Raw genomic sequence first — 26,706 nt, forward strand, 5'->3', positions numbered from 1 at the left:
TCAGTTCAGCGCTTCCATGCGCAGCTTCGTCACCTTCGAGACCACCGTCGCGAGGCCTTCGATCTGCGCGATCGCCGCGTTCACGTGCTTCTCAAGCGTCTCGTGCGTGATCAGGATGATGTCGGTTTCGCCGTTCGCGTCGTCGACCTGCTCCGACTCCTTCTGCAGCAGCGCGTCGATCGAGATGCCCGTCGCGGCGAGGATGCGCGTGATGTCCGCGAGCACGCCCGTCTGGTCGGCCACGCGCAGGCGCAGGTAGTAGCCGCTCGTCACTTCCTCGATCGGCAGGATCGGCGTGTTCGACAGGCTGTCCGGCTGGAACGCGAGATGCGGGACGCGATGCTCGGGGTCGGCCGTGTGCAGGCGCGTGACGTCGACGAGATCCGCGACGACCGCCGACGCGGTCGGTTCCGCGCCCGCGCCCTTGCCGTAATACAGCGTCGTGCCGACCGCGTCGCCGTGCACGACGACCGCGTTCATCGCACCCTCGACGTTCGCGAGCAGGCGCTTCTCGGGAATCAGCGTCGGATGCACGCGCAGCTCGATGCCGTTTTCGGCGCGGCGCGTGATGCCGAGCAGCTTGATCCGGTAGCCGAGCTCTTCCGCGTAGCGGATGTCGGTCGCGTCGAGCTTGCTGATGCCTTCGACGTACGCGCGGTCGAACTGGACCGGCACGCCGAACGCGATCGCGCTCATGATGGTCGCCTTGTGCGCGGCGTCGACGCCTTCGATGTCGAAGGTCGGATCGGCTTCCGCGTAACCGAGCTCCTGCGCAGCCTTCAGCGCGGTCGCGAAGTCGAGGCCGCGGTCGCGCATTTCCGACAGGATGTAGTTCGTCGTGCCGTTGATGATGCCGGCGATGTACTGGATGCGGTTCGCGGTCAGGCCTTCGCGCAGCGCCTTGATGATCGGAATGCCGCCGGCGACGGCCGCCTCGAACGCGACCATCACGCCCTTTTCGCGCGCGGCCTCGAAGATCTCGGTGCCGTGCACCGCGAGCAGCGCCTTGTTCGCCGTCACGACGTGCTTGCCGTTCGCGATCGCGCGCAGCACGAGCTCGCGCGCGATGCCCGTGCCGCCGATCATCTCGGCGATGATCGAAATCGACGGATCGTCGACGACCGCGTTGAAATCGTCGGTGATCTGCGCGGCGCCGGCGTTACCGCCGAGCGCGGCCTGCGCCTTGGCCGGGTTGCGCACCGCAATGCGCGCGACCTCGATGCCGCGCCCCGCGCGTCGCTTGATTTCTTCCTGGTTGCGGTGCAGCACCGTGAAGGTGCCGCTGCCGACGGTGCCGAAGCCCAACAGGCCAACTTTGATCGGTTCCATGCTGCGTGTGATCGATGAGTAAGAATGAATGAATGCCGGGGACCTTGTCCGCTCAGACCGAATGGCGCTTGCGGTAGCCGTCGAGGAAGCGCGCGATCCGGTTGATCGAATCGGTCAGGTCGTCGAGGTTCGGCAGGAAGACCACGCGGAAATGATCCGGCGCCGCCCAGTTGAAGCCCGTCCCCTGCACGAGCAGCACGCGTTCCTCGAGCAACAGGTCGAGGATGAACTGCTGGTCGTTCTGGATCGGATAAAGCTTCGGATCGAGGCGCGGGAACATGTACAGCGCGGCCTGCGGCTTCACGCAGGTCACGCCCGGAATCGACGTGAGCATGTCGTACGCCAGCTCGCGCTGCTTGTACAGGCGCCCGCTCGGCACGATCAGCTCCTTGATGCTCTGGTAGCCGCCGAGCGCGGTCTGGATCGCGAACTGCCCGGGCACGTTCGCGCACAGGCGCATCGACGACAGGATCCCGAGCCCTTCCAGATAATCCTTCGCGCGCCGGCGGTTGTCGCCGCCGAGGCCCGACACGGCCATCCAGCCCGCGCGATAGCCGCACGAGCGATAGCTCTTCGACAGGCTGTTGAACGTGACGGTGATCACGTCTTCCGACAGCGAGCCCAGCGCCGTGTGCTCGAGCCCGTCGTAGACGATCTTGTCGTAGACCTCGTCGGCGAACACGATCAGCCCGTGCTGGCGCGCGATCTCGAGCAGATCGCGCAGCAATTCGTCGGAATAAAGCGCGCCGGTCGGGTTGTTCGGGTTGATCACGACGATCGCCTTGGTGTTCGGCGTGATCTTGCTGCGGATGTCGTCGAGGTCGGGCATCCACGCGTTCTGCTCGTCGCACACGTAATGCACGGGCGTGCCGCCCGACAGGCTCACGGCGGCCGTCCACAGCGGGTAGTCGGGCGCCGGCAGCAGCACTTCGTCGCCGTCGTTCAGGAGCGCCTGGGTCGCCATCACGATCAGCTCGGACGCGCCGTTGCCGATGTAGATGTCGTCGAGGCCGACGCCGACGACACCCTTTTGCTGCGTGTAGTGCATCACGGCCTTGCGGGCCGAGAACACGCCCTTCGAATCCGAATAGCCTGACGACGCCGGCAGGTTGCGGATCATGTCCTGGATGATTTCGTCCGGCGCGTCGAAACCGAACGGCGCGAGGTTGCCGATGTTCAGCTTGATGATGCGGTGGCCTTCTTCCTCGAGGCGCTTCGCGTGCTCGAGCACCGGGCCACGGATGTCGTAGCAGACGTTGAGCAGCTTGTTCGACTTCTGAATCGGTTTCACGACGACACGGTTCCTGGGTTGGCCTTGCGGCCGGGGGACGGGATCAAAACTGGAGAGCGGCCGGTCTGTGCGCGCTGTCTAGACTGGGGAAAATGCGGGCGGTCGGACGCGGCTTGTGGCGACGCACGATGCAAGTGGCGCCCGGGGGCGACCAAAAAGTTATAATTTAGCGGATTTTGGCCGACTTTCGCAATGCACCATGGCCGCTCCGGGCCCGCGCCGTCAGGCGTCCCGCGCGCGGCGGTCGCGAAACCGGCCGCCCGGGCCCGTGCGGCCCTTGCCAGACACTCCCTCCACGGAACCGCGGAATACCGATTTGAAACTGCACCAGGACACGAGCGGCGCGCTCAATACCGTCACCGGCTACGGCCCCGATTATGTCGACGTCAACCTCCAACGCCACGAAGGAAGCGTCATCGTGCTGCCCGGCGCACCGGTGCGGGACTGGCCCGTGTCGTCGTTCGACGCGCTCGCGCCCGAGCATTTCGCGATGCTGCTCGACCCGGCGCCCGAGCTCGTGATCTTCGGCAGCGGCGCGCGGCTGCGCTTCCCGCACCCGCGCCTCGTGGCCGCGCTCACGGCCCAGCGGATCGGCGTCGAGACGATGGATTTCCAGGCCGCCTGCCGCACCTACAACATCCTGATGGCCGAGGGCCGCAAGGTCGCCGCCGCGCTCTTAATTGAACGTTAATCACTGTTGCGGTAAAACTCGGGCCGGCACACCGGGTCGATCCCCGGATCGTCGTCCGGGTCGATGACCGGCAAGCCGACCGCCCCGGCGCAACCCGCCGGCGGCTCTCACAACAACCAACAGGCTGAAAATCCATGAACGATACGCCGTCGAGGCTACCGCTCAACCGCATCACGCTCGTCCTCCTGCTCGTCGCGCTCGCGATCGTCTGGTTCGCGCCGCTCGGGCTGCGCCACCTGATCCCGAGCGACGAAGGCCGCTACGCGGAAATGGCGCGGGAAATGTTCGTCACCGGCGACTGGATCACGCCGCGCTACAACGGCTACAAGTACTTCGAGAAGCCGCCGCTGCAAACTTGGCTGAACGCGCTGACGTTCGCGTGGTTCGGCATCGGCGAATGGCAGGCGCGCCTCTACACGGGCCTCGCCAGCTTCGCCGGCGTGCTGCTGGTCGGCTTCACGGGCGCGCGCCTGTTCAACCCGCTGTCCGGCTTCCTCGCGGCCGTGGTGCTCGCGTGCTCGCCGTACTGGAACCTGATGGGCCACTTCAACGCGCTCGACATGGGGCTCGCGTTCTGGATGACGCTGTCGCTCTGCTCGCTGCTGCTCGCGCAGCGGCCCGGGCTGCAGGCGGGCGCGGCGCGCGGCTGGATGTGGGCGTGCTGGGCCGCGATGGCGTTCGCCGTGCTGTCCAAGGGCCTCGTCGGTCTGATCCTGCCCGGCGCCGTGCTGGTGCTCTATACGCTGATCGCCCGCGACTGGGCACTGTGGAAGCGGCTGTATCTGGTCAGCGGCCTCGTGATCTTCTTCGCGATCGTCACGCCGTGGTTCGTGCTCGTCCAGCAGCGCAACCCCGAGTTCTTCAACTTCTTCTTCATCGTCCAGCAGTTCCGCCGGTATCTGACCCCGGAACAGAACCGCCCGGGCCCGCTCTACTATTTCGTGCCGGTGCTGCTGGTCGGCTTCCTGCCGTGGCTGTCGGTCGCGTGGCAGAGCTTCCGCCATGCACTGCGCATGCCGCGTCAGCCGAACGGCTTCTCCCCGATGCTCGTGCTGCTGATCTGGAGCGCGTTCATCTTCCTGTTCTTCAGCGCATCGCATTCGAAGCTGATTTCGTACGTGCTGCCGGTCGCGCCCGCGCTCGCGCTGATGATCGGCGCGTACCTGCCGCTGATGAGCGCCGACCGGTTCCGCCGTCACCTGCTCGGCTACCTCGTGTTCTTCGTCGTCGCGGCGTTCGGGATCATCTTCCTCGCGTATCAGGGCGACGCCCGCACGCCGAATGCGCTGTACCGCGCGTTCCAGCTATGGCTGTACGCCGGCCTCGCGGTCGCGGGCGCGCTGACGCTGGCGGCCGCCTGGCTGAACCGTCGCGTGGGCGTCGCGGCCGCGATCACCGCGTTCGGCGCCGCGTGGCTCGCGCTCGGCACGATCGGCGGCACCGGTCACGACGAGTTCGGGCGCTACAGCTCGGGCGCGCTGCTCGCGCCCGCCGTGCGCGCCGAACTGGCGAAGCTGCCGCCCGACACGCCGTTCTACTCGATCGAGATGCTCGATCACACGTTCCCGTTCTATATGGGCCACACGACGATCATGGTCCAGCGCCAGGACGAACTCGCATTCGGGATCTCGGTCGAGCCGAACAAGTGGATCCCGACCGTCGACCAATGGATCGAACGCTGGAAGCAGGAAACCCATGCGCTCGCGATCATGCCGCCCGGCCAGTACGACACGCTGGTCAAGCAAGGCGTGCCGATGCGCGTGATCGCGCGCGACAACCGCCGCGTGATCGTCGAGAAACCGCAATCGTAAGGACGCCCGCCGCATGAATCCCGTTTCGTTCGTCTGCATCATCACCGGCGTGATGCTCAACGCCTGTGCGCAACTCCTGCTGAAAGCCGGCGTCAACGCCGTTGGACACTTCGAATTCAGCCGTGCGAACATCATCCCGGTCGGCCTGAAGATCGCGACCCAGCTGCCGATCATCGGCGGCCTCGGCTGCTACGTGCTGAGCGTGGTCGTCTGGATTCTCGGGCTGTCGCGGGTCGACGTGTCGATCGCGTACCCGATGCTGTCGCTCGGCTACGTGGTCAACGCGTTTGCCGCCTGGTACCTGTTCGGCGAGGTGCTGTCGGTCCAGCGGCTCGTCGGCATCGGCATCATCCTGATCGGCGTGCTCGTGCTCGCGCGCAGTTGAGCGTGCCGGGCCGGCGGCATTAAGCGTCCGCCTACAAAAAATCACGGTACGAATCCGGCAACCGGTGTTTAATGCCGGTTTCGGGCCGGATCGCCCGACCCCTTTATTACCAGCCATTACAGGCCACAAGCGTTCATGAGCCAGACTACCGCTCCGTTCCTGCCGTTCACCCGCCCCGAGATCGACGAGGAAACCATCCAGGGTGTCGTCGAAGTGCTGCGCTCGGGCTGGATCACCACCGGCCCGCAAAGCCAGAAATTCGAGGCAGCGCTGTCCGAGTACTGCGGCGGCCGTCCGGTCCGCGTGTTCAATTCGGGCACCTGCACGCTCGAGATCGGCCTGCGCATCGCGGGCGTCGGCCCCGGCGACGAGGTGATCACGACGCCGGCGTCGTGGGTGTCGACCAGCAACGTGATCCTCGAGACGGGCGCGACGCCCGTATTCGCCGACATCGATCCCGTCACGCGCAACATCGACCTCGACAAGCTCGAGCAGGCGATCACGCCGCGCACGAAGGCGATCATCCCGGTCTACCTGGCCGGCCTGCCGGTCGACATGGACCGCCTGTACGCAATCGCGCGCGCACACAACCTGCGCGTGATCGAGGACGCCGCGCAGGCGCTCGGCTCGACCTGGAAAGGCAAGCGCATCGGCGCGATCGGCGACATCGTGTCGTTCAGCTTCCACGCGAACAAGAACCTGACGACGATCGAAGGCGGCGCGCTCGTGCTGAACAACGAGGACGAGGCGACGCTCGCGCAGAAGTACCGCCTGCAGGGCATCACGCGCACCGGCTTCGACGGGATGGACTGCGACGTGCTCGGCGGCAAGTACAACCTGACCGACGTCGCCGCGCGCGTCGGCCTCGGCCAGCTGCCGCATCTCGAGCGCTTCACCGCGCAGCGCCGCGCTCTCGTGCGCGCGTACTTCGCCGCGCTCGACGGCGGCCCGGCCGTGAAGCTCGGGCTCGGCCTGCCCGTCGCCGATTTCGAGAACAGCAACTGGCACATGTTCCAGGTCACGCTGCCGCTCGACCGTCTGTCGATCTCGCGCGCCGATTTCATGGCGCAGATGAAGGAACGCGGGATCGGCACGGGCGTCCACTACCCGGCCATCCATCTTTTCACGCTGTATCGTGCACGCGGCTTCAAGGAGGGCATGTTCCCCCACGCCGAACGATACGGCGCATCGACCGTCACGCTGCCGCTCTTCACCCAGATGACGGAAGACGACGTGCGTCGCGTGGCCGACGCCGTCAACCAGATTTGCGAACAATACGGAAAATAAGCGTACATGAATCACCTTGAAGCACGCGCCGGGCATCCGGGCGCCGCGAACCCGGAGGTATCGGTCATCATCCCCGTGTACAACGAGGAAGAGGGCCTGGCCGCGCTGTTCGCGCGCCTGTACCCGGCACTCGACGCACTCGGCACGTCGTACGAAGTGATCCTGATCAACGACGGCAGCCGCGACCGCTCGGCCGCGATGCTGGCGGACCAGTTCCACGTGCGCCCCGACACGACGCGCGTCGTGCTGCTCAACGGCAACTACGGCCAGCACATGGCGATCCTCGCCGGCTTCGCGCAGTCGCGCGGCGACATCGTCATCACGCTCGACGCCGACCTGCAGAACCCGCCCGAGGAAATCGGCAAGCTGATCGCGAAGATGCGCGAGGGCTACGACTACGTCGGCTCGATCCGCAAGCAGCGTCAGGACAGCCTGTGGCGGCGCAAGGCATCGCAGATGATGAACCGGCTGCGCGAGCGCATCACGCGGATCAAGATGACCGACCAGGGCTGCATGCTGCGCGCGTACAGCCGCCGCATCATCGACACGATCAACGTGTGCGGCGAAGTCAACACGTTCATCCCCGCGCTGGCCTATACGTTCGCGCAGAACCCGACCGAAATCGAGGTCGCGCACGAAGAACGCTTCGCGGGCGAGTCGAAATACTCGCTGTACAGCCTGATCCGGCTGAACTTCGACCTCGTGACGGGCTTCTCGGTCGTGCCGCTGCAGTGGCTGTCGTTCATCGGCGTGATCCTGTCGCTCGGCTCCGCCGCGCTGTTCGTGCTGCTGCTCGTGCGCCGTTTCATCGTCGGCGCGGAAGTGCAAGGCGTGTTCACGCTGTTCGCGATCACGTTCTTCCTGCTCGGCGTAATCATCTTCGCGCTCGGCCTGCTCGGCGAATACGTCGGCCGCATCTACCAGCAGGTGCGTGCACGGCCGCGCTACCTGATCCAGGCCGTGCTCGAACAGCATGACGGCATGCCGGCGGTGCCGGCCGGCACGAATCGCACGGGGGTGTCGCAATGAAGCCGCGCGCCGTCGTCTTCGCGTATCACAACGTTGGCGTGCGGTGCCTGCAGGTGTTGCTGGCACGCGGTGTCGACGTCGCGCTCGTCGTCACGCACGAGGACAATCCGAACGAGAACATCTGGTTCGGCAGCGTCGCATCCGTCGCCGCCGAGCACGGGATCCCGGTCGTCACGCCGGCCGACCCCGCCGATCCGGCACTGCGCCGCGCGGTGGCCGACGCGCAGCCGGACTTCATCTTCTCGTTCTACTACCGCCACATGCTGCCGGTGGACCTGCTCGCGATCGCGCCGCGCGGCGCGTACAACATGCACGGTTCGCTGCTGCCGAAATACCGGGGTCGGGTACCGACCAACTGGGCCGTGCTGAACGGCGAAACGGAAACCGGCGCGACGCTGCACGAGATGGCCGCGAAGCCCGACGCCGGCGCGATCATCGGCCAGACCGCAGTGCCGATCCTGCCGGACGACACGGCCACGCAGGTGTTCGACAAGGTGACGGTGGCCGCCGAGCAGACGCTCTGGCGCGTGCTGCCCGCGCTGCTCGCGGGCGATGCGCCGCATCTGCCGAACGATCTCTCGAACGGCAGCTACTACGGCGGACGCAAGCCGGAGGACGGCCGCGTCGACTGGTCGAAGCCGGCCGCGCAGGTCTACAACCTGGTTCGCGCGGTCGCGCCCCCGTATCCGGGCGCGTTCACCGACGTCGGCGGCACGCGGTTCGTGATCGCCCGCGCGCGCCTCGCGGCGCCCGGCAGCGCGCTCGCCGCGGCCGCGGCGGATTTGCCGCCCGGCCTGCACGTAAGCGATAATGCGCTATTCGGCGTCTGCGGCGACAGCCGCGCCCTATCCATTCTCGAGCTGTGGCAGCAGCGCGACGGCAGCGAAACCGTCGTGACGCCCGCGGAATTCGCGCAGTTCATTCATTCTTCCCGTCATTCATGAAAGCAAAAAAAGTCCTGATCCTGGGTGTGAACGGCTTCATCGGCCATCACCTGTCGAAGCGCATTCTTGAAACCACCGATTGGGAAGTGTTCGGCATGGACATGCAGACCGATCGGCTGGGCGACCTCGTCAACCACGAGCGGATGCACTTCTTCGAAGGCGACATCACGATCAACAAGGAGTGGGTCGAGTATCACGTGAAGAAGTGCGACGTGATCCTGCCGCTCGTGGCGATCGCGACGCCCGCGACCTACGTCCAGCAGCCGCTGCGCGTGTTCGAGCTCGACTTCGAGGCGAACCTGCCGATCGTGCGGTCGGCCGTCAAGTACGGCAAGCACCTCGTGTTCCCGTCGACCTCCGAGGTCTACGGCATGTGCTCGGACGAGCAGTTCGACCCGGATGCATCGGCACTCACCTACGGCCCGATCAACAAGCCGCGCTGGATCTACGCGTGCTCGAAGCAGCTGATGGACCGCGTGATCTGGGGCTACGGGATGGAGGGCCTGAACTTCACGCTGTTCCGTCCGTTCAACTGGATCGGCCCGGGCCTCGACTCGATCTACACGCCGAAGGAAGGCAGCTCGCGCGTCGTCACGCAGTTCCTCGGCCACATCGTGCGCGGCGAGAACATCAGCCTCGTGGACGGCGGCTCGCAGAAGCGCGCGTTCACCGATATCGACGACGGCATCAGCGCGCTGATGAAGATCATCGAGAACAAGAACGGCGTCGCGTCGGGCAAGATCTACAACATCGGGAATCCGAAGAACAACTTCTCGGTTCGCGAGCTCGCGCACAAGATGCTCGAACTGGCCGCCGAATACCCGGAATACGCCGGCTCCGCGAAGCAGGTTCAGCTCGTCGAAACGACGTCGGGCGCCTACTACGGCAACGGCTACCAGGACGTGCAGAACCGCGTGCCGAAGATCGACAACACGATGCAGGAGCTCGCATGGGCGCCGCAATCGACGTTCGACGACGCGCTGCGCAAGATCTTCGAAGCGTATCGCGGCCATGTCGCCGACGCGCGCGCGCTGGTCGAGCAGCAGAACTGACGGGACGCTCGCTTGGCTCGTATCGTCCTCAAGATCGACGTCGACACGCTGCGCGGCACGCGCGAAGGCGTGCCGAACCTCGCGCGCATCTTCGACCGCTTCAGTGCGCGCGCGACCTTCCTCTTCAGCCTCGGGCCCGATCACACGGGCTGGGCGCTGCGGCGCGTGTTCCGCCCCGGCTTCCTGAAGAAGGTGTCGCGCACGTCGGTGGTCGAGCATTACGGCGTGAAGCAGCTGATGTACGGCGTGCTGCTGCCGGGCCCCGACATCGGCCGCCGCGCGATCGCGGACATGCGCGCGATCCACGAGGCCGGCTTCGAATGCGGGATCCACACGTGGGATCACGTGTACTGGCAGGACAACGTGCGCGTGCGCGATCGCGACTGGACCGCGCGTGAAATGCAGAAGAGCCACGCGCGCTTCGTCGACGTCTTCGGCGCGCCGCCCGTCACGCACGGCGCGGCCGGCTGGCAGATGAACGACGCGGCGTTCGAGCAGATCGACGCATGGGGGATGCGCTACGCATCCGACGGTCGCGGCCATTCGCCGTACCTGCCCGTGGTCGGCGGCCGCACGCTGTCGCACGTGCAGATGCCGACCACGCTGCCGACGCTCGACGAAGTGCTCGGCATCGACGGCATCGACACGCACAACGTCGCCGCGCATATCCTGAAGTTCACGGAGACCAATCCGCACGACCAGGTGTTCACGCTGCATGCGGAACTGGAAGGCCAGAAGCTCGCGCCGGTGTTCGAGCAGCTGCTCGCCGGGTGGCGCGCGCAGGGCCATACGTTTGCGACGATGGGCGATTACCACGCGACGCTGGACCGCGACTCGCTGCCATCGTACCCTGTCACGTGGGGCGAGATTCCCGGCCGCTCCGGCGAACTGATCGTCCAGCCCGACTGAGTTCGCGCGCGCCGGCGCCGCCGGCCCCGCCCTTGCGGCGTGCCGCCGCAACGTCCCGCCGTACCGCGCCGCCCGAGCGGCGCCTTTCCATAACAACAGGAGAAACACGTGTCCGTCGAAGTTGACCGTCAAGTTCCCGATTTCACCGCACCGGCTACGGGCGGCGACATTTCGCTGTCCGACCTGAAGGGCAAGAAGCTCGTCCTGTATTTCTATCCGAAGGACAACACGCCGGGCTGCACGACCGAAGGCCTGCAGTTCCGCGATCTCTATCCGAAGTTCAAGAAGGCCGGCGCCGAAGTCATCGGCGTGTCGCGCGACAGCCTGCGCTCGCATGACAACTTCAAGGCAAAGCTCGAACTGCCGTTCCCGCTGATCTCCGATGCCGACGAAGCGCTGTGCGCGCTGTTCGATGTCATCAAGATGAAGAAAATGTATGGCAAGGAAGTGCGCGGAATCGAGCGCTCGACGTTCCTGATCGACGCCGACGGCGTGCTTCGCCAGGCATGGCGCGGCATCAAGGTGCCCGGTCACGTGGACGACGTGCTAAGTGCTGTACAAGCGCTTTGAGCCGCGTTATATTGGGCCGCAATGAATGCCAGTTCGCCCCATATTTCTCGTAGCTGCACCGGTGCCCGTTGCGATGCTTTCCGGCACCTGACGCGCATTACGACGGTATCAGCCGAGCCGCATGTCCCTGTCGACGGGGCAGCGGCTTTTTTTATGGACTGCGCGCCGGCCCTCGGTCCGGCCCTCACCCCGTCAAGGAGCTGATCGACACTTAGGCGAACCGGCTAGACGATATTCCTGTGCGCCACCGCGCGCAAACTGCATGCGTGTACGTCACGCAGGATGCGATCAGCGGCGCACTTCATGCGACACGATTCCTCCCGAGGGACACCATGCCTTTGCCTACCCCCCCCAGCAAGCTCGGCAGCCTGCTGCCGCCCGACGAATACAAGGCGAAAGCGCGGCCCGCGAAAGCCGCGAAGAAATCCGCCGAAGGGGACGCATCCACAGCCGGTGACTATGGCCCGGCCAGCGTGGCCCAACCGATGACCGAAGCCGCGAACACGGCCGCGCCGCTGCGCGCCGTCGCGTCGTCGGCGCAAGAAGCCGCGAGCACACCGGCACGCGGCCGCAAGACCAAACAGACCGCGGCGCTGCTGCAGCCGATGCAGGCGCCGGTCGAAGCTGCGCCCATCGCGCCGGTCGAGGCACGCCACGACAAGCCCGCCGCCGGGAAACCGGCCGCGGCGCCCGCACGCGATGCCGGCGCCGCGACGAAGTCGCGCAGCCGCAAGCCGGCCGAGGCCGAACTGCAGAAACTGTTCGTGCTCGACACCAACGTGCTGATGCACGACCCGAGCAGCCTCTTCCGCTTCGAGGAACACGACGTCTATCTGCCGATGATGACGCTCGAAGAACTCGACAACCACAAGAAGGGGATGTCGGAAGTCGCGCGCAACGCGCGCCAGGTGAGCCGCACGCTCGACGCGCTGGTCGCCGACGCGGGCCCGATCACGAACGGCATTCCGCTGTCGCGCCTCGGCAGCCGCGAGGCGCTCGGCCGCCTGCACTTCCAGACGACGCTCACCAACATTCCGCCCGTCGAAGGCCTGCCGGAAGGCAAGGCCGACAACCAGATCCTGGGCGTCGTACGCGCGCTGCAGCGCGACCGGCCGGACCGTCAGGTCGTGCTGGTGTCGAAAGACATCAACATGCGGATCAAGGCGCACGCGCTCGGCCTGCCCGCGGAAGACTACTTCAACGATCAGGTACTCGAGGACAAGGACCTCCTCTATACCGGCGTGCGCGAACTGCCGCAGGACTTCTGGACCCGGCACGCGAAGGGCATGGAGAGCTGGCAGGACACGAAGACGGGCACCACGTACTACCGCGTGACGGGCCCGCTCGTCGCGTCGATGCTCGTCAACGAGTTCGTCTATCTCGAGCCGCAGAACGGCGAACCGACGTTCCATGCGATCGTCCGCGAGCTGAACGGGAAGACGGCGCTGCTGCAGACGCTGCGTGACTACAGCCACCACAAGAACAACGTGTGGGGCATCACCGCGCGCAACCGCGAGCAGAACTTCGCGCTGAACCTGCTGATGAACCCCGAGATCGACTTCGTCACGCTGCTCGGCCAGGCCGGCACCGGCAAGACGCTCGTCGCGCTCGCGGCCGGCCTCGCGCAGGTGCTCGACGACAAACGCTACAACGAGATCATCGTGACGCGCGCGACCGTGCCCGTCGGCGAGGACATCGGTTTCCTGCCCGGTACCGAGGAAGAGAAGATGCAGCCGTGGATGGGCGCATTCGACGACAACCTCGAAGTGCTGCAGAAAACCGACGACGCAGCCGGCGAATGGGGTCGCGCGGCGACGCAGGAGCTGATCCGTTCGCGCCTGAAAGTGAAGAGCATGAACTTCATGCGCGGCCGCACGTTCGTCGACAAGTACCTCATCATCGACGAAGCGCAGAACCTCACGCCGAAACAGATGAAGACGCTCGTCACGCGCGCGGGCCCCGGCACGAAGATCGTTTGCCTCGGCAACATCGCGCAGATCGACACGCCTTACCTGACCGAAGGCAGTTCGGGCCTGACCTACGTCGTCGACCGCTTCAAGGGTTGGGGCCACAGCGGCCACGTCACGCTCGCGCGCGGCGAACGCTCGCGGCTCGCCGACTACGCGTCGGACATCCTGTAACGCGCGACCGGCCGACCGCCGGCCGTCGACGCCATGCGGCGCTCCGTTTCCGGAGCGCCGTTTTTATTTTTGGGGTCGGAAACGTTGGTCACGCTTCGTTACGCAACAGCCTCACTTACGCGCGAAACTTCAAGTAAATTCTCAGGAATGGTTGCCTAAGCCCCGCCGGAACGTCTACCATCGGGTCTGTCTGTTGTCATACGATTCGCGAGCGTCGTGCGCTCGTCCGCCTTGTCATGCTTCGAATCTGGGTTCCCGTCGCCGTCGTTTCACTGCTCGCAGCCTGCTCCAGCGTGCCGCCGCAGTCGGGTTCGCGCACCTCCGGCATGAAGATCACGACGCCGCGCGCGTTCCCGGCGCCCGCCAATTTCCCGAAATTCGTCGATCACAGCGTCGGTCAGGAAGAGATCTCGATCCAGGCGATGAGCCTCGTCGGCGTGCCGTATCGCTGGGGCGGCAACACGCCGACGAGCGGCTTCGACTGCAGCGGGCTCGTGCGCTACGTGATCGGCCGAGCGGCCGACGTGAACCTGCCGCGCACGACCGCCGACATGAGCAGCCGCGGCGTGTCGATCGACCCCGACCAGGTCGCGCCGGGCGACCTGATCTTCTTCAATACGACCGGCCGCCCGCACTCGCACGTCGGTATCTACGTCGGCAAGCTGCGCTTCGTCAACGCGCCGTCGACCGGCGGCACCGTGCGGCTCGACTACCTGACGAACCCGTACTGGGCCAAGCGCTTCGACGGCATTCGCCGCGTCGCGCCGCCGCGCGGCACGCCGGCGCCGTTCGATGCGCCGACCTACGAGGCACGGCGCGATGCGCCGACGGCCGCACCGGCCCCGGTCGTCTCAGCCGCCGCGGCGCGGCAGCCGACCTACGCTTCGTCACAAGCCGGCGCGACACCGTCGCCGGCTCCGGTCATCCAGGCGGCACCGGTCGTATCGACCGCAGCTGTCGCCCCGGCAGCCGCCACGGCCGCCGATCCGTACGAACCTCCGTCGCCACGCGTGCCGGCAGCCCAGCAGCAGGCGGCATCCGCGAATGGCGACATGACCGCGATAGCGGCGACCACGGCCCCGACGGAGACCGGCACGCAGATTCCGACGATGGCACTGACGGCCGCCCAGGCTGCCGCGTTCGACGCGGAGCCCCCGCCCGCCGCCGCCGCGACGTCGCCGCGCGGCATCGAGCCCGTGCAGGTGCTGCGTGCGTCGACGCAATCCGCACCGCTCGGCCCGCGCACCGGCACCGCGGACGATCCGATCGCCCGCTTCGCGAACGGCAGTTACTGACCGGCCCCATCCCGGCGGCAACCCCGCCATTCCCGGCCCATCCGCGCCTTTCCCGATCTCCAAAGAAAAATGCGCCGCAACCTTTCGGTGTGCGGCGCATGTCGCGTCGTCAGGGAGCGTCGGAATCAGAAGATCTGATGCCCGACCCACCATCCGCCCGCAGCGATCAGCGCGGACGCCGGAATCGTCAGCACCCAGGCCCACACGATATTACCGGCAACGCCCCAGCGCACGGCCGACAGCTTCTGGGTCGCGCCGACGCCGACGATCGCACCGGTGATCGTGTGCGTGGTCGACACCGGAATGCCGAGGAACGACGCGATGAACAGCGTGATCGCCCCGCCGCTTTCGGCACAGAAACCGCCGACCGGCTTGAGCTTCGTGATCTTCTGACCCATCGTGCGAACGATGCGCCAGCCGCCGAACAGCGTGCCGAGACCCATCGACAGGTAGCACGCGCCGATCACCCACGCGGGCGGCGCGTCGGACGTCGCCGACGCATAGCCCGACGCGATCAGCAGCATCCAGATGATGCCGATCGTCTTCTGCGCGTCGTTGCCGCCGTGGCCCAGGCTGTACAGACCGGCCGACAGCAGCTGGAGCCGGCGGAAGCGCCGGTCGACCTTGCTGGGAGCGGTACGGAAATACAGCCACGACACGCCGAGCATGAACAGCGAACCGAGGATGAAGCCGAGCAGCGGCGAGATGAAGATGAACGCGACGGTCTTCATCAGGCCGTCGATGTTCAGCGAGCTCCAGCCGGACTTCGCGAGCGCGGAGCCGACGAGGCCGCCGATCAGCGCATGCGACGAGCTCGACGGAATCCCGTAATACCACGTGATCACGTTCCAGCCGATCGCACCGACCAGCGCGCCGAACACGACATAGTGGTCGACGATCTCGGGATCGATCGTGCCTTTACCGACCGTCTGCGCGACCTTCAGGTGGAAGATGAAATACGCGATGACGTTGAACGCGGCCGCGAACACCACGGCCTGCTGGGGTTTCAGCACCCCGGTCGACACGACGGTGGCGATCGAGTTCGCCGCGTCGTGAAAGCCGTTCATGAAGTCGAATACGAGCGCGACGAGCACGAGCGTCGCGACCATCCATAGGGCGAGTTGTATCGAATGCATCGTGATCCGCTCAGGCGTTTTCCAGCACGATGCCTTCGATGATGTTCGCGACGTCCTCGCACTTGTCGGTGATCTCCTCGAGCAGTTCGTAGATCGCCTTCAGCTTGATGAGCGTCTTCACGTCGTCTTCCTCGCGGAACAGCTTCGACATTGCCGCGCGCAGCACGCGATCGGCCTCCGACTCCCAGCGATCGATCTCCTCGCACTGCTTGAGGATCTGCGCCGACTGCTTCATGTCGGACAGCAATCCGACGGCCTGCTGCACGTGCTGCGCCGATTGCGTGACGATGTGCGCGAGCTGGCTCGCCTCGGACGTGACGGATTGCACGTCGTACAGCGATACGGCCGTCGCGACGTCCTCCATCAGGTCGAGGATGTCGTCCATTGTCGTGATCAGCTTGTGGATCTCGTCGCGATCGAGCGGTGTGATGAAGGTCTTGTGCAGCAGATCGATCGCTTCATGCGTCAGCTTGTCAGCGGCCTTCTCGGCAGTTTGCACGTTTTGCTTGTGAATCTCGGCGTCGGCGAGATTGTCGATCAGCAGTTCGAGCTCGCGGCCACCGGAAACGATGTGCTTCGCGTGCGCGTTGAAGAGTTCAAAGAACTTGCCCTCGGTGGGCATGAATCGACCGAACATGGGATTCCTGAGAGATTGTCAAACGACTGTCACGAAAACGGGCGATATTGTACCGTTTTCGGTTGCGACGCGACGCGCGCATATGCGCGCGCCGGGATTGGATACAACGCTTGGTGAAATAACGGTTTACATCTGGCGAAGAAGTGTTACTCGCCGTAGAAGTTCTGCGCCCCCGCAAAGTTGTCGAACTTCGTGTATTGGCCCAGGAACGTGAGCCGAACGGGTCCGATCGGGCCGTTACGCTGCTTGCCGATGATGATTTCGGCCGTACCCTTGTCCGGGCTGTCCGGATTGTAGACCTCGTCACGATAGATGAACAGGATCACGTCCGCGTCCTGTTCGATTGCGCCCGATTCACGCAAATCGGACATCACCGGACGCTTGTTCGGACGCTGTTCCAGCCCGCGGTTCAGCTGCGACAGCGCGATCACCGGCACGTCCAGCTCCTTGGCCAGACTCTTCAGCGATCGCGAGATTTCCGAGATTTCGGTCGCGCGGTTCTCGCCCTGCGACGAGCCCGACATCAGCTGCAGGTAGTCGACGATGATCAGGCCGAGCTTGCCGCACTGCCGAGCCAGGCGCCGCGCGCGCGAGCGCAATTCCATCGGGTTCAGGCCGCCCGTCTCGTCGATGAAGAGCTGCGCCTCGCTCATCTTCTGCACCGCGTGCGTCAGCTTCGGCCAGTCTTCGTCCGTCAGCCGGCCGGTACGCATCCGGTGCTGGTCGAGCCGGCCGATCGAACCGAGCATACGCATCACGAGCTGGGTGCCCGGCATTTCCATCGAGAACACCGCGACCGGCAACCCGTACTCGACCGCGACGTATTCGCCGATGTTCATCGAAAATGCGGTCTTACCCATCGACGGCCGCCCTGCAACGATGATCAGTTCGCCGCCGTGCATCCCGGACGTCATCCGGTCGAGGTCGACGAAGCCCGTCGGCGTGCCCGTAACGTCGCTCGGGTTCGCGGTGTGATACAGCGTGTCGATGCGCTCGACGACCTGCGTGAGCAGCGGGCCGATCTCGAGGAAGCCCTGGTTGCCGCGCGCGCCCTCTTCGGCGATCGAGAACACCTTCGACTCGGCCTCGTCGAGCAGCTGGCGAACTTCCTTGCCCTGCGGATTGAACGCGTCGGCCGAGATTTCGTCGGCGACCGACACGAGCCGACGCAGCACCGCGCGGTCGCGCACGATTTCCGCGTAGCGGCGGATGTTCGCGGCGCTCGGCGTGTTCTGCGCGAGTGCGTTCAGGTACGCGAGGCCGCCGACGTCGTCGGCCTTGCCGGACGTGGTCAGCGCTTCGTACACGGTCACGACGTCGGCCGGGCGCGTCGACGCGATCAGCCGGCCGATGTGCTCGTAGATGATCCGATGGTCGTAGCGATAGAAGTCGCCCTGCGACAGGAAGTCGGCAATCCGGTCCCATGCCGCGTTGTCGAGCAACAGGCCGCCGAGCACCGACTGCTCGGCTTCGACCGAATGCGGCGGGACTTTCAGCGATTCGATTTGAGGATCTTGCGGCGCGTTCATGGGTTGGGATTATCGCGAATTGATCGCGGCAGCGCTACCGCTCCGGCGATCGGGCAATAAAAAAGGCAGGCCCCGGTTGCCCGGGCGCCTGCCCTTGTCCGGACGGCGGAAGCCGCCCGGAAAGCTTGCATACGCTTACGCGTGGTCGCCGATCACGTTGACCGTGACGTCGACGACGACGTCCGTGTGCAGCGCGACCTGAACGTTGTGCTCGCCGATCATCTTCAGCGGGCCTTCCGGCATGCGAACTTGCAGCTTCTCGACTTCGAAACCTGCCTTCTTCAGCAGTTCCGCGACGTCGCCGTTCGTGACCGAGCCGAACAGACGGCCGTCAACGCCCGACTTCTGCGTGATTTCGAACGACTGGCCGTTCAGCTTCTCGCCGACTGCCTGCGATGCCGCCAGCTTTTCAGCGGCGATCTTTTCGAGTTCAGCGCGGCGAACTTCGAATTCGGCGATCGCTTCCTTCGTTGCACGGCGAGCCTTGCGGTTCGGGATCAGGAAGTTGCGAGCGTAACCGTCCTTGACCTTGACGATATCGCCGAGGTTGCCCAGATTGGCGACTTTTTCCAACAGAATGATTTGCATTCGAATTCTCCTTATTGCGTCGCCTGATTACGCCTTGTGCTGATCGGTGTACGGCAGCAGCGCGAGGAAACGCGCACGCTTGATTGCCGTGTCCAGCTGACGCTGATAGTGCGCCTTCGTACCCGTCAGACGAGCCGGCGTGATCTTGCCGTTTTCGCCGATGAAGTCCTTCAGCGTTTCCGTGTCCTTGTAGTCGATCTGCTCGACGCCGGCAGCCGTGAAACGGCAGAACTTCTTGCGCTTGAAGAGCGGGTTTTGTTGCTGACGACGCTTGTCGAATTTCTTACCAGTCGGGCGGGCCATGATTTCAGTCCTTTCCTATGTCCTGCAATGCAGTGATGTGAAACACCAAGGTTCTCGCGTTGCGGCTCTTCTTTGCCAGAAAGCCCGTGAACAGCGTTTCGACGCCCATCTCACGACTTTCCAGCTTGCCGCTCGCCTCACCGGCCGCCACCGCCTCGATCGTCATTTCGACCTGACGGGGAATGCCTGCTTCGACGACTTCCGTGCGGTGATGCAACGTGGCGCTTGCGATCGGAACACCTGCCGGCGTATATCGCACCGGTGCGCGTTCGACGACGCTCGCCGTCAATTGCAACCTGTTCACGTGAGTGGCGCGCTCCTTGATGGCTTAATGAGTGACGAACTTAAGCCTGCGCTTCGGTCGGCTGAGCTGCAGCCGCCTTCTTGGCTTCTTCGCGCTGAACTTCCTTCATCATCGGCGACGGGCCGGTCTCGGCCTTCTTCATCTTGACGATGAGGTGACGCAGCACGGCGTCGTTGAACTTGAACGCGTGTTCGAGTTCGTCGAGCGTCGTCTGGTCGCACTCGATGTTCATGCAGACGTAGTGAGCCTTCGCGAGTTTCTCGATCATGTAGGCCAGCTGGCGACGGCCCCAGTCTTCGACACGGTGGATCTGGCCGCCGTGCGTCGTGATCGTGGTCTTGTAACGCTCGATCATCGCGGGCACTTGCTCGCTCTGATCGGGGTGCACGATGAATACGATTTCGTAATGACGCATTACACACTCCTTGTGGATTAAAGCCACCCGGGCGTCTGAACCGGTGTGGCAAGTGAGAAGCCGAAGATTCTAACCCGGATACGGGGCACATGCAACACCGATCGACGATTTCCGACCGGATTCGGCCATGTTTTCAAAGACTTGAACGGCGCCGACAGCCGAAAAGGCCGTCGGCGCGCCTGTTCATGAATCGGGGACCGAGCATCGCGCACGGGATGACGTGCCCGACGACGCGGCCTGCCGTCACTCGCTGCGCGCCCCGCCCAGCCGCGCGTCGAGCGCCGTCCTGAACGCGTCCAGCGCCGACGGTTCGGCGTCGGTCACGGCCCACCACGTCATCCCGGCCGCATCCCAGCGGTCGAGCGCGTAACCCTGCGACACGGCCGCATACGGCGCAGCCTGTCGCCCGACGCCGGCCGGCCACACGTACACGTCGATCACGTGTTGCCGGTACCGGTAGACGAGCACTGCGACGCGGCGCCGCCCGACGTAGTCGAGCCGCCCGCCGGCCAGCGGAAAACCGCTCGCGGACAGGTCCTCGACCGGCGGCGCATAGTCGAGTCGGCCGTTGAACCACGGCTTGACCGTATGCCGATCGGTCGAGATCACGTCGATGTCGCGCGCCGACAGGCCGGCCCGAACGTGACTCGCGACCAGTTCGTCGACCGTCTGGCCGGTTTCGGCGTGGCGCGTGGACACCACCATCCCGGCGGCCGCGGCCAGCGCGATCACCAGCGCCATGCCCCAGCCGAGCCCCGGCAGCGCCGGGACACGCGGCCCCGGCCCGGCAGACGCCGGGCGAGCCGGCTCGCCGCGCCCGGTCGGCCATGAAAACCAGCGGCGACCGTTCGGTCGAGGCCGCGGCCGCGCCGCCACGTCGGGCCCCGGTTCCGCGTGGGCCTGGCTGCGCTCCCCCGCGCCGCCCGCCGCCGGCAGCCCCGCGAGGATGCTCGCCCGCAGCGCATTCGGCGCGCGGTGATAGTCGGCCTGCCGCACGATCCGCCCCAGCGCGACGATTCGTTCGCGTTCGCGGCGGCACGCGTCGCACCCTTCGACATGCCGCTGGATGCGCAATGCATCGGGCGCCGACAGCTCGCGGTCGACGTCCGCGTCCAGCAACGCTCGCGCTTCGTTACAGTCCATCGATCGCCTCCGATGCGGTTCCGCTTGCCGACGCTCGTCCCGGCGCGGGTTTGGACGTCGACGCCGGCGCCACCGCGTCGCCCAGCAGCGCGGCGAGCCTGCGCCGGCCGCGCGCAAGCCGCGACATCACGGTGCCGACGGGCACGTCGGCGATCGCCGCGATCTCGCGGTAACTCAAATCCTCCATCTCGCGCAGCACCAGCACCTCGCGATATTCGGGCGCCAGCTTCGCGAGCGCCGCATTCACGAGCCTCACGTTCTCGCCGCGCAGCAATTGCGCGAGCGGATCCTCGGTCGCCGGCTGCCAGTCGTCGGGCACCTCCGTGTCGTCGAGCGTGTCGGGCAATGCAACCTCGTGCGCGTGGGTGCGGCGGCGCCATTCGGTGTACCAGGTGTGGCGCACGATCGTCAGCAGCCACGGCCGCGCGTTGTCGCCGCGGCACGAGTCGACGAAGCGCAACGCGCGCATGCACGCGTCCTGGACGACGTCGTCCGCGTCGCCCGCATTGCCGCTCAGCCAGCGCGCGAGGTTGTACGCGGCGTCGAGATGCGGCAGCACGAGCGCGCGAAACCGCTCGCCGCGCGCGACCGCGTCGTCGTCCGTCCGTTCGTCGACCGCCTGTCCGGCTTGCCCCACATGGCCTCCCTCGTCCCGGCGGCCGAAGCCGCGCCCGTTCCGCGCCCGGCGCCCGGACAGACCGGCAGCGTGCGCACTCGATGACCTTACCGCCGCTGCGTCGAGTTTATTCCCGCATGCAGCCGACGATGCGCAAAAAAATGCCGGAACCTGCCGCGCCCGTTACGGCGTGGTGCTCCAGTAGCCGGGGCGCGCATACGCTTCGCGCAGGTAGTCGATGAAGTAGCGCACGCGCGCGGGCACGTAGCGCTGCTGCGGATAGACCGCGAGGATGTCGTAGTCCGGCAGCGCATATTCGTCGAGCACCGTCTCGAGTTCGCCCGTCTCGAGCTGCGCGGCGATTTCCCAGGTCGAGCGCCAGCCGAGCCCGAGGCTTTCCGCCACCCAGCGGTGCAGCAGTTCGCCGTCGTTGCAGTCGAGATTGCCGGCCACCCGCATCGTCACGATCTTGCCGTGGCGCTGGAAATACCAGCCGCGGTTCTGCCCCCCCTGCAGGTTGAACGCGAGACAGTTGTGCCTGAGCAGGTCGTCGAGCGACTTCGGCCGGCCGTGGCGACGGAAATAGTCGGGCGTGCCGCACACGACACGCCGGTTCGACGCGAGCTTGACCGCGACGAAGTTCGGGTCGACCGAGCCGCCGATCCGGATCGACAGGTCGTAGCCTTCGCGCACGAGATCGACGACGCGATCGGTCAGGTTGAACGACAGCTGCATTTCCGGCTTGTCGACGAGGAAACCGGGCGCGTGCGGCGCCACGTGCTTGCGGCCGAACGCGGCCGGCGCGGACACGATCAGGTGCCCGCTGACCGCGCGGCGGCCGGCGGCCAGCTCGTTCTCGGCCTGGTCCCATTCGGACAGCAGCCCGCGGCAGCGCTCGAGGAACGCGGCGCCCTCCTCGCTCACCACCAGCCGCCGCGTCGAGCGGTACATCAGCTTCACGCCGAGGCGCTTCTCCAGCGCGTCGATGCGCCGCCCGAGCACCACCGGCGACACGCCCTCCTCGAGCGCGGCCGCCGCGAGGCTGCCCGCGTCCGCGACCCGCACGAACGTCTCGATCTGCTTGAAACGATCCATCTCCCGTCTCCGTCCCGGCTCCGACACCGGCGGGAAAGCCCCGTCCGGCCGTCATTCCATACTTTTAGTTTCGAAATAAGCGACTTCGGCTGATCTTATCAAACCTTTCCTGCGTCCCTAAAGTGTTCCCAACAGACCGATTCGCAAGATCCGCACATTCAAGGAGACATTCATGGCCAAGATGAGAGCCGTCGACGCAGCCGTACTCGTGCTCGAGAAGGAAGGTATCCAGACCGCATTCGGCGTGCCGGGCGCGGCAATCAACCCGTTCTATTCCGCGATGCGCAAGTCGGGCGGCATCAGCCACGTGCTGGCCCGCCACGTCGAGGGTGCGTCGCACATGGCCGAAGGCTTCACGCGCGCCGCGCCGGGCAACATCGGCGTGTGCATCGGCACGTCGGGCCCCGCCGGCACCGACATGATCACCGGTCTCTACTCCGCGTCGGCCGACTCGATTCCGATCCTTGCGATCACGGGCCAGGCGCCGCGTGCGCGCCTGTACAAGGAAGACTTCCAGGCCGTCGACATCGAGTCGATCGCGAAGCCCGTCACCAAATGGGCCGTCACCGTGCGCGAACCGGCGCTGGTGCCGCGCGTGTTCCAGCAGGCGTTCCATCTGATGCGCTCGGGCCGCCCGGGCCCGGTGCTGGTCGACCTGCCGATCGACGTGCAGCTCGCCGAGATCGAATTCGACATCGACACGTACGAACCGCTGCCGGTCTACAAGCCCGCGGCGACCCGCGCGCAGATCGAGAAGGCGCTCGCGATGCTCAACGACGCGGACAAGCCGCTGATCGTGTCGGGCGGCGGCGTGCTCAACGCGGCGGCCGAAGACCTGCTCGTCCAGTTCGCCGAAACGATCGGCGTGCCCGTGATCCCGACGCTGATGTCGTGGGGCGCGATTCCGGACGACCACCCGCTGATGGCCGGCATGGTCGGCCTGCAGACGTCGCACCGCTACGGCAACGCGACGATGCTCGCGTCCGACTTCGTGCTCGGCATCGGCAACCGCTGGGCGAACCGCCACACGGGCAGCGTCGAGGTCTACACGAAGGGCCGCAAGTTCGTGCACGTCGACATCGAGCCGACCCAGATCGGCCGCGTGTTCGGCCCGGATCTCGGCATCGTGTCGGACGCGAAGGCCGCGCTGGAGCTGTTCGTCGCCGTCGCGCAGGAATGGAAGGCCGCCGGCAAGCTGAAGGATCGCGGCGCGTGGGTGTCCGAGTGCCAGGAACGCAAGCGCACGCTGCAGCGCAAGACCCACTTCGACAACGTGCCGGTCAAGCCGCAGCGCGTGTACGAAGAAATGAACAAGGTGTTCGGCCGCGACACGTGCTACGTGAGCACGATCGGCCTGTCGCAGATCGCCGCCGCGCAGTTCCTGCACGTGTTCAAGGCGCGCAACTGGATCAACTGCGGCCAGGCCGGCCCGCTCGGCTGGACGATCCCCGCCGCGCTCGGCGTGCGTGCGGCCGACCCGCGCCGTCCGATCGTCGCGCTGTCGGGCGACTACGACTTCCAGTTCATGATCGAGGAGCTGGCCGCCGGCGCGCAATTCAAGCTGCCGTACGTGCACGTCGTCGTGAACAACTCGTACCTCGGCCTGATTCGCCAGGCGCAGCGTGCGTTCGACATGGACTACTGCGTGCAGCTCGCGTTCGACAACGTCAACGCACCGGAGCTGAACGGCTATGGCGTCGACCACGTGGCGGTCGCCGAAGGCCTCGGCTGCAAGGCGCTGCGCGTGTTCAAGCCGGAAGAAATCGAGCCGGCGCTGAAGCGGGCGCAGGCGCTCGCGGAAGAGTTCAGCGTGCCGGTCGTCGTCGAAGTGATCCTCGAGCGCGTGACGAACATCTCGATGGGCACCGAAATCGATGCGATCAACGAGTTCGAGGAACTCGCCGAGAAGGCCGAACACGCGCCGACCGCGATCTCGATGCTCGACTGATCCGCACGACATTTTTTGACTGACCGACCGAAGAGGCTTAGCTCATGCCGAAGTTTGCTGCAAACCTGACCATGCTGTTCAACGAAGTGCCGTTCCTCGACCGCTTCAAGGCGGCCGCCGACGCGGGCTTCGACGCCGTCGAGTTCCTGTTCCCGTATCCGTACGCGAAAGAGGAACTCGCCGAGCGGCTCGAGACGCACCGCCTGCGCCTCGTGCTGCACAACCTGCCCGCCGGCAACTGGGACCAGGGCGAGCGCGGCATCGCGTGCCTGCCCGATCGCGTCGGCGAGTTCCAGGAAGGGGTCGGCCGTGCGATCGAGTACGCGAAGGCGCTGAAGGTGCCGCAGCTGAACTGCCTCGTCGGCATTCCGTCGGCGAGCACGGCGCGCGACAAGACGTTCGTCACGATCGTCGACAACCTGCGCTTCGCCGCCGACGCGCTGAAGCGCGAAGGCATCCGTCTGCTGGTCGAGCCGTGCAACAGCTTCGACATCCCCGGTTTCGCGCTGAACCGCTCGTCCGAAGGGCTCGACGTGATCCGCGCGGTCGGCTCGGACAACCTGTTCCTGCAGTACGACATCTATCACATGCAGCGCATGGAAGGCGAACTGGCCGCGACGATCGAACGCAACCTCGCATCGATCGGCCACGTCCAGCTCGCGGACAACCCGGGCCGCAATGAGCCGGGTACGGGCGAGATCAATTACGCGTTCCTGTTCGCGCTGCTCGACCGGCTCGGCTACGCCGGCTACGTCGGCTGCGAATACAAGCCCCGCACCACCACGACGGAAGGGCTCGGCTGGCTGCAAAGCGTCGCCGGCTGCGCACCGGGCTCGGCGCGTCGCGCCGCCTGATATCCGCCTTTCCCGCGGCTTTCCCACATACGCCCCAATAGGAGACTTTCACACATGGCAACCATCGGTTTCATCGGCCTCGGCATCATGGGCGCGCACATGGCGCGCAACCTGCTCAAGGGCGATCATCAGCTCGTCGTGAACGGTGCGTTCCCGATTCCCGACGACCTGCGCGCCAGCGCGAAGGTCGTCGCGAACTCGACCGAAGTCGCGCGGAACGCCGACATCATCATCTCGATGGTGCCGGACACGCCTGACGTGCGTAACGTGCTGTTCGCCGACGACGGCGTCGCGAAGGGTCTGACGGCCGGCAAGCTCGTGATCGACATGAGCTCGATCTCGCCGCTCGACACGCAGGAATTCGCGAAGCAGATCAACGCGCTCGGCTGCGACTACCTCGACGCGCCGGTGTCCGGCGGCGAAGTCGGCGCCCGCGAAGCGACGCTGACGATCATGGTCGGCGGCCCGGAGAAAGCCTTCGAGCGCGCGAAGCCGCTGTTCGAGAAGATGGGCAAGAACATCACGCTCGTCGGCGACAACGGCGCGGGCCAGACCTGCAAGGTCGCGAACCAGATCATCGTCGCGCTGAACATCGAAGCGGTCGGCGAAGCGCTGCTGTTCGCCGCCCGCTCGGGCGCCGATCCGGAGCGCGTGCGCCAGGCGCTGATGGGCGGCTTCGCCGCCTCGCGCATCCTCGAAGTGCACGGCGCGCGCATGACGAAGCGCACGTTCGATCCGGGCTTCCGCATCGAGTTGCATCAGAAGGACCTGAATCTCGCGCTCGACGGCGCACGCAAGCTCGGCCTCGCACTGCCGCACACGGCGAGCGCGCAGCAGCTGTTCAGCGTGTGCGCATCGCACGGCGGCAAGGCGTGGGATCACTCGGCACTCGTGCGTGCGCTCGAGATCATGTCGAACTTCGAGATCGGCCAGACGCCGGCCGCGTAACGCCGACGCAACGACGCGCGTATCGCTGCAACGGCGAACGCGCGACGCACACACGCGAGCCGGCTGCGGCCGGTCGCATCGATGCGCGCCTGCGCGTGCATCACGGTGGGGCGCCCCGCCGCGCATTGCTGAAATGCGTGCACGGCGGGGCGAAAAACGCCGCTCTGGGCTGAGAGCGGCGTGGTGGGGTCCGCAGCGGCACCCGGCGACGCCGGGGAAGCCTTGGTCGGTCAGACGTCGTCGTCGGGTGTCCGCCTGTCGGATTTCGCGTATTACATTTCTTTACGTTCGGGCGTGCGATTTTTCATGCAATCGTCGCGATGAACGCCTACACTTTCGCCACGCCTTTCGAGAAATCCGCCGCGCCTGCGCTCACTCCGGTGATCGCACCCAGCGCGGTGTTTTTTTCGCCACTTCACGGCGCGTTTTCTTTTCAACCACCTAGGGAGTGCAGCG

General features: G+C 65.9%; 26 protein-coding genes and 1 pseudogene. 14 read left to right on the forward strand and 13 right to left on the reverse strand.

Annotated features, from left to right (window positions below; translation table 11 throughout):
• Entirely contained in the window at nt 1-1,329 is a 1,329-nt protein-coding gene (locus tag WS45_RS04815) for a homoserine dehydrogenase (protein ID WP_059529834.1), read from the reverse strand.
• Between the two features lie 52 nt (nt 1,330-1,381).
• Nucleotides 1,382-2,620, reverse strand: coding sequence for a pyridoxal phosphate-dependent aminotransferase (locus WS45_RS04820; protein ID WP_059529831.1), 1,239 nt, complete (start codon nt 2,618-2,620; stop codon nt 1,382-1,384).
• 316 nt (nt 2,621-2,936) lie between these two features.
• Here WS45_RS04820 and WS45_RS04825 point away from each other — a divergent pair, with 316 nt between their 5' ends.
• The 9 genes from WS45_RS04825 to WS45_RS04865 all read left to right on the forward strand — a co-directional run bounded on the left by WS45_RS04825 (nt 2,937) and on the right by WS45_RS04865 (nt 11,298).
• Nucleotides 2,937-3,311 (forward strand): Mth938-like domain-containing protein, encoded by a 375-nt coding sequence (locus WS45_RS04825; RefSeq protein WP_059529828.1) that lies wholly within the window; start codon nt 2,937-2,939, stop codon nt 3,309-3,311.
• A gap of 134 nt (nt 3,312-3,445) precedes the next feature.
• Nucleotides 3,446-5,122 carry a glycosyltransferase family 39 protein gene (locus WS45_RS04830; protein WP_059698520.1) on the forward strand — a complete coding sequence of 559 codons (1,677 nt, stop codon included), beginning with the start codon at nt 3,446-3,448 and terminating at the stop codon, nt 5,120-5,122.
• Nucleotides 5,123-5,135: 13 nt separating this feature from the next.
• Nucleotides 5,136-5,507: an EamA family transporter gene (locus WS45_RS04835; protein ID WP_014896865.1), complete on the forward strand. Its 372-nt coding sequence runs from the start codon at nt 5,136-5,138 to the stop codon at nt 5,505-5,507.
• A 135-nt stretch (nt 5,508-5,642) separates the two neighbouring features.
• Nucleotides 5,643-6,794 carry a DegT/DnrJ/EryC1/StrS family aminotransferase gene (locus WS45_RS04840; RefSeq protein WP_059698522.1) on the forward strand — a complete coding sequence of 384 codons (1,152 nt, stop codon included), beginning with the start codon at nt 5,643-5,645 and terminating at the stop codon, nt 6,792-6,794.
• Between the two features lie 6 nt (nt 6,795-6,800).
• Complete coding sequence (locus WS45_RS04845; protein WP_059529818.1) at nt 6,801-7,823, forward strand: glycosyltransferase; 1,023 nt, start codon at nt 6,801-6,803, stop codon at nt 7,821-7,823.
• A complete protein-coding gene (locus WS45_RS04850) occupies nt 7,820-8,767 on the forward strand; it encodes a formyltransferase (RefSeq protein ID WP_059698524.1) in 948 nt (315 codons plus the stop codon). Before WS45_RS04845 ends, WS45_RS04850 begins: the two co-directional genes overlap by 4 nt.
• Entirely contained in the window at nt 8,764-9,819 is a 1,056-nt protein-coding gene (locus WS45_RS04855) for a bifunctional UDP-4-keto-pentose/UDP-xylose synthase (protein WP_059529811.1), read from the forward strand. Before WS45_RS04850 ends, WS45_RS04855 begins: the two co-directional genes overlap by 4 nt.
• Before the next feature lie 12 nt (nt 9,820-9,831).
• A complete protein-coding gene (locus tag WS45_RS04860; RefSeq protein WP_059529808.1) occupies nt 9,832-10,728 on the forward strand; it encodes a polysaccharide deacetylase family protein in 897 nt (298 codons plus the stop codon).
• Nucleotides 10,729-10,836: 108 nt separating this feature from the next.
• A complete protein-coding gene (locus WS45_RS04865; RefSeq protein ID WP_006756046.1) occupies nt 10,837-11,298 on the forward strand; it encodes a peroxiredoxin in 462 nt (153 codons plus the stop codon).
• A gap of 192 nt (nt 11,299-11,490) precedes the next feature.
• On the opposite strand, the pseudogene WS45_RS36510 reads toward WS45_RS04865, so the two are convergent.
• Nucleotides 11,491-11,735, reverse strand: a pseudogene (locus WS45_RS36510) (hypothetical protein); the annotation flags it as partial.
• Between WS45_RS36510 and WS45_RS04870 the strand changes: the two are divergent.
• Together WS45_RS04870 and WS45_RS04875 are read left to right on the forward strand one after the other, a co-directional pair.
• Nucleotides 11,631-13,439: a PhoH family protein gene (locus WS45_RS04870; protein WP_059529806.1), complete on the forward strand. Its 1,809-nt coding sequence runs from the start codon at nt 11,631-11,633 to the stop codon at nt 13,437-13,439. The pseudogene WS45_RS36510 and the gene WS45_RS04870 sit on opposite strands and share 105 nt — an antisense overlap.
• Before the next feature lie 236 nt (nt 13,440-13,675).
• A complete protein-coding gene (locus tag WS45_RS04875; RefSeq protein ID WP_059698526.1) occupies nt 13,676-14,734 on the forward strand; it encodes a C40 family peptidase in 1,059 nt (352 codons plus the stop codon).
• A 125-nt stretch (nt 14,735-14,859) separates the two neighbouring features.
• Here WS45_RS04875 and WS45_RS04880 read toward each other — a convergent pair whose 3' ends face one another.
• From WS45_RS04880 to WS45_RS04925, 10 genes are all read right to left on the reverse strand, one after another.
• The gene (locus WS45_RS04880; protein WP_059449911.1) at nt 14,860-15,870 is read right to left on the reverse strand and encodes an inorganic phosphate transporter; all 1,011 of its coding nucleotides are present in this window, start codon (nt 15,868-15,870) and stop codon (nt 14,860-14,862) included.
• Between the two features lie 10 nt (nt 15,871-15,880).
• Nucleotides 15,881-16,507: a DUF47 domain-containing protein gene (locus tag WS45_RS04885; protein ID WP_044847234.1), complete on the reverse strand. Its 627-nt coding sequence runs from the start codon at nt 16,505-16,507 to the stop codon at nt 15,881-15,883.
• Nucleotides 16,508-16,653: 146 nt separating this feature from the next.
• Nucleotides 16,654-18,036 carry a replicative DNA helicase gene (locus tag WS45_RS04890; protein WP_044847233.1) on the reverse strand — a complete coding sequence of 461 codons (1,383 nt, stop codon included), beginning with the start codon at nt 18,034-18,036 and terminating at the stop codon, nt 16,654-16,656.
• Between the two features lie 135 nt (nt 18,037-18,171).
• Complete coding sequence (gene rplI / locus WS45_RS04895) at nt 18,172-18,624, reverse strand: 50S ribosomal protein L9 (RefSeq protein ID WP_047900882.1); 453 nt, start codon at nt 18,622-18,624, stop codon at nt 18,172-18,174.
• Between the two features lie 27 nt (nt 18,625-18,651).
• A complete protein-coding gene (rpsR, locus tag WS45_RS04900; protein ID WP_004193360.1) occupies nt 18,652-18,927 on the reverse strand; it encodes a 30S ribosomal protein S18 in 276 nt (91 codons plus the stop codon).
• A 4-nt stretch (nt 18,928-18,931) separates the two neighbouring features.
• On the reverse strand, nt 18,932-19,231 hold the full coding sequence (gene priB, locus WS45_RS04905) for a primosomal replication protein N (protein ID WP_006486250.1): 300 nt from the start codon (nt 19,229-19,231) through the stop codon (nt 18,932-18,934).
• Between the two features lie 40 nt (nt 19,232-19,271).
• On the reverse strand, nt 19,272-19,646 hold the full coding sequence (gene rpsF, locus WS45_RS04910; protein ID WP_006755436.1) for a 30S ribosomal protein S6: 375 nt from the start codon (nt 19,644-19,646) through the stop codon (nt 19,272-19,274).
• A 243-nt stretch (nt 19,647-19,889) separates the two neighbouring features.
• Complete coding sequence (locus WS45_RS04915) at nt 19,890-20,789, reverse strand: zf-HC2 domain-containing protein (RefSeq protein WP_059698528.1); 900 nt, start codon at nt 20,787-20,789, stop codon at nt 19,890-19,892.
• Nucleotides 20,779-21,426, reverse strand: a complete 648-nt coding sequence (locus WS45_RS04920; protein ID WP_059698529.1) for an RNA polymerase sigma factor — start codon at nt 21,424-21,426, stop codon at nt 20,779-20,781. Before WS45_RS04920 ends, WS45_RS04915 begins: the two co-directional genes overlap by 11 nt.
• 162 nt (nt 21,427-21,588) lie before the next feature.
• The gene (locus tag WS45_RS04925; RefSeq protein WP_059529794.1) at nt 21,589-22,500 is read right to left on the reverse strand and encodes a LysR family transcriptional regulator; all 912 of its coding nucleotides are present in this window, start codon (nt 22,498-22,500) and stop codon (nt 21,589-21,591) included.
• A 172-nt stretch (nt 22,501-22,672) separates the two neighbouring features.
• Between WS45_RS04925 and gcl the strand changes: the two genes are divergently transcribed.
• The 3 genes from gcl to WS45_RS04940 are packed head-to-tail and all read left to right on the forward strand — an operon-like array spanning nt 22,673 to nt 26,250.
• A complete protein-coding gene (gcl, locus tag WS45_RS04930) occupies nt 22,673-24,448 on the forward strand; it encodes a glyoxylate carboligase (protein ID WP_059698531.1) in 1,776 nt (591 codons plus the stop codon).
• A 44-nt stretch (nt 24,449-24,492) separates the two neighbouring features.
• Entirely contained in the window at nt 24,493-25,302 is an 810-nt protein-coding gene (gene hyi, locus WS45_RS04935) for a hydroxypyruvate isomerase (RefSeq protein WP_011657073.1), read from the forward strand.
• 54 nt (nt 25,303-25,356) lie between these two features.
• Nucleotides 25,357-26,250, forward strand: a complete 894-nt coding sequence (locus WS45_RS04940; protein WP_059529785.1) for a 2-hydroxy-3-oxopropionate reductase — start codon at nt 25,357-25,359, stop codon at nt 26,248-26,250.
• Nucleotides 26,251-26,706: the final 456 nt, after the last annotated feature.

The sequence above is a fragment of the Burkholderia sp. RF2-non_BP3 genome (genome assembly GCF_001522185.1).
GTDB lineage: Bacteria > Pseudomonadota > Gammaproteobacteria > Burkholderiales > Burkholderiaceae > Burkholderia > Burkholderia diffusa.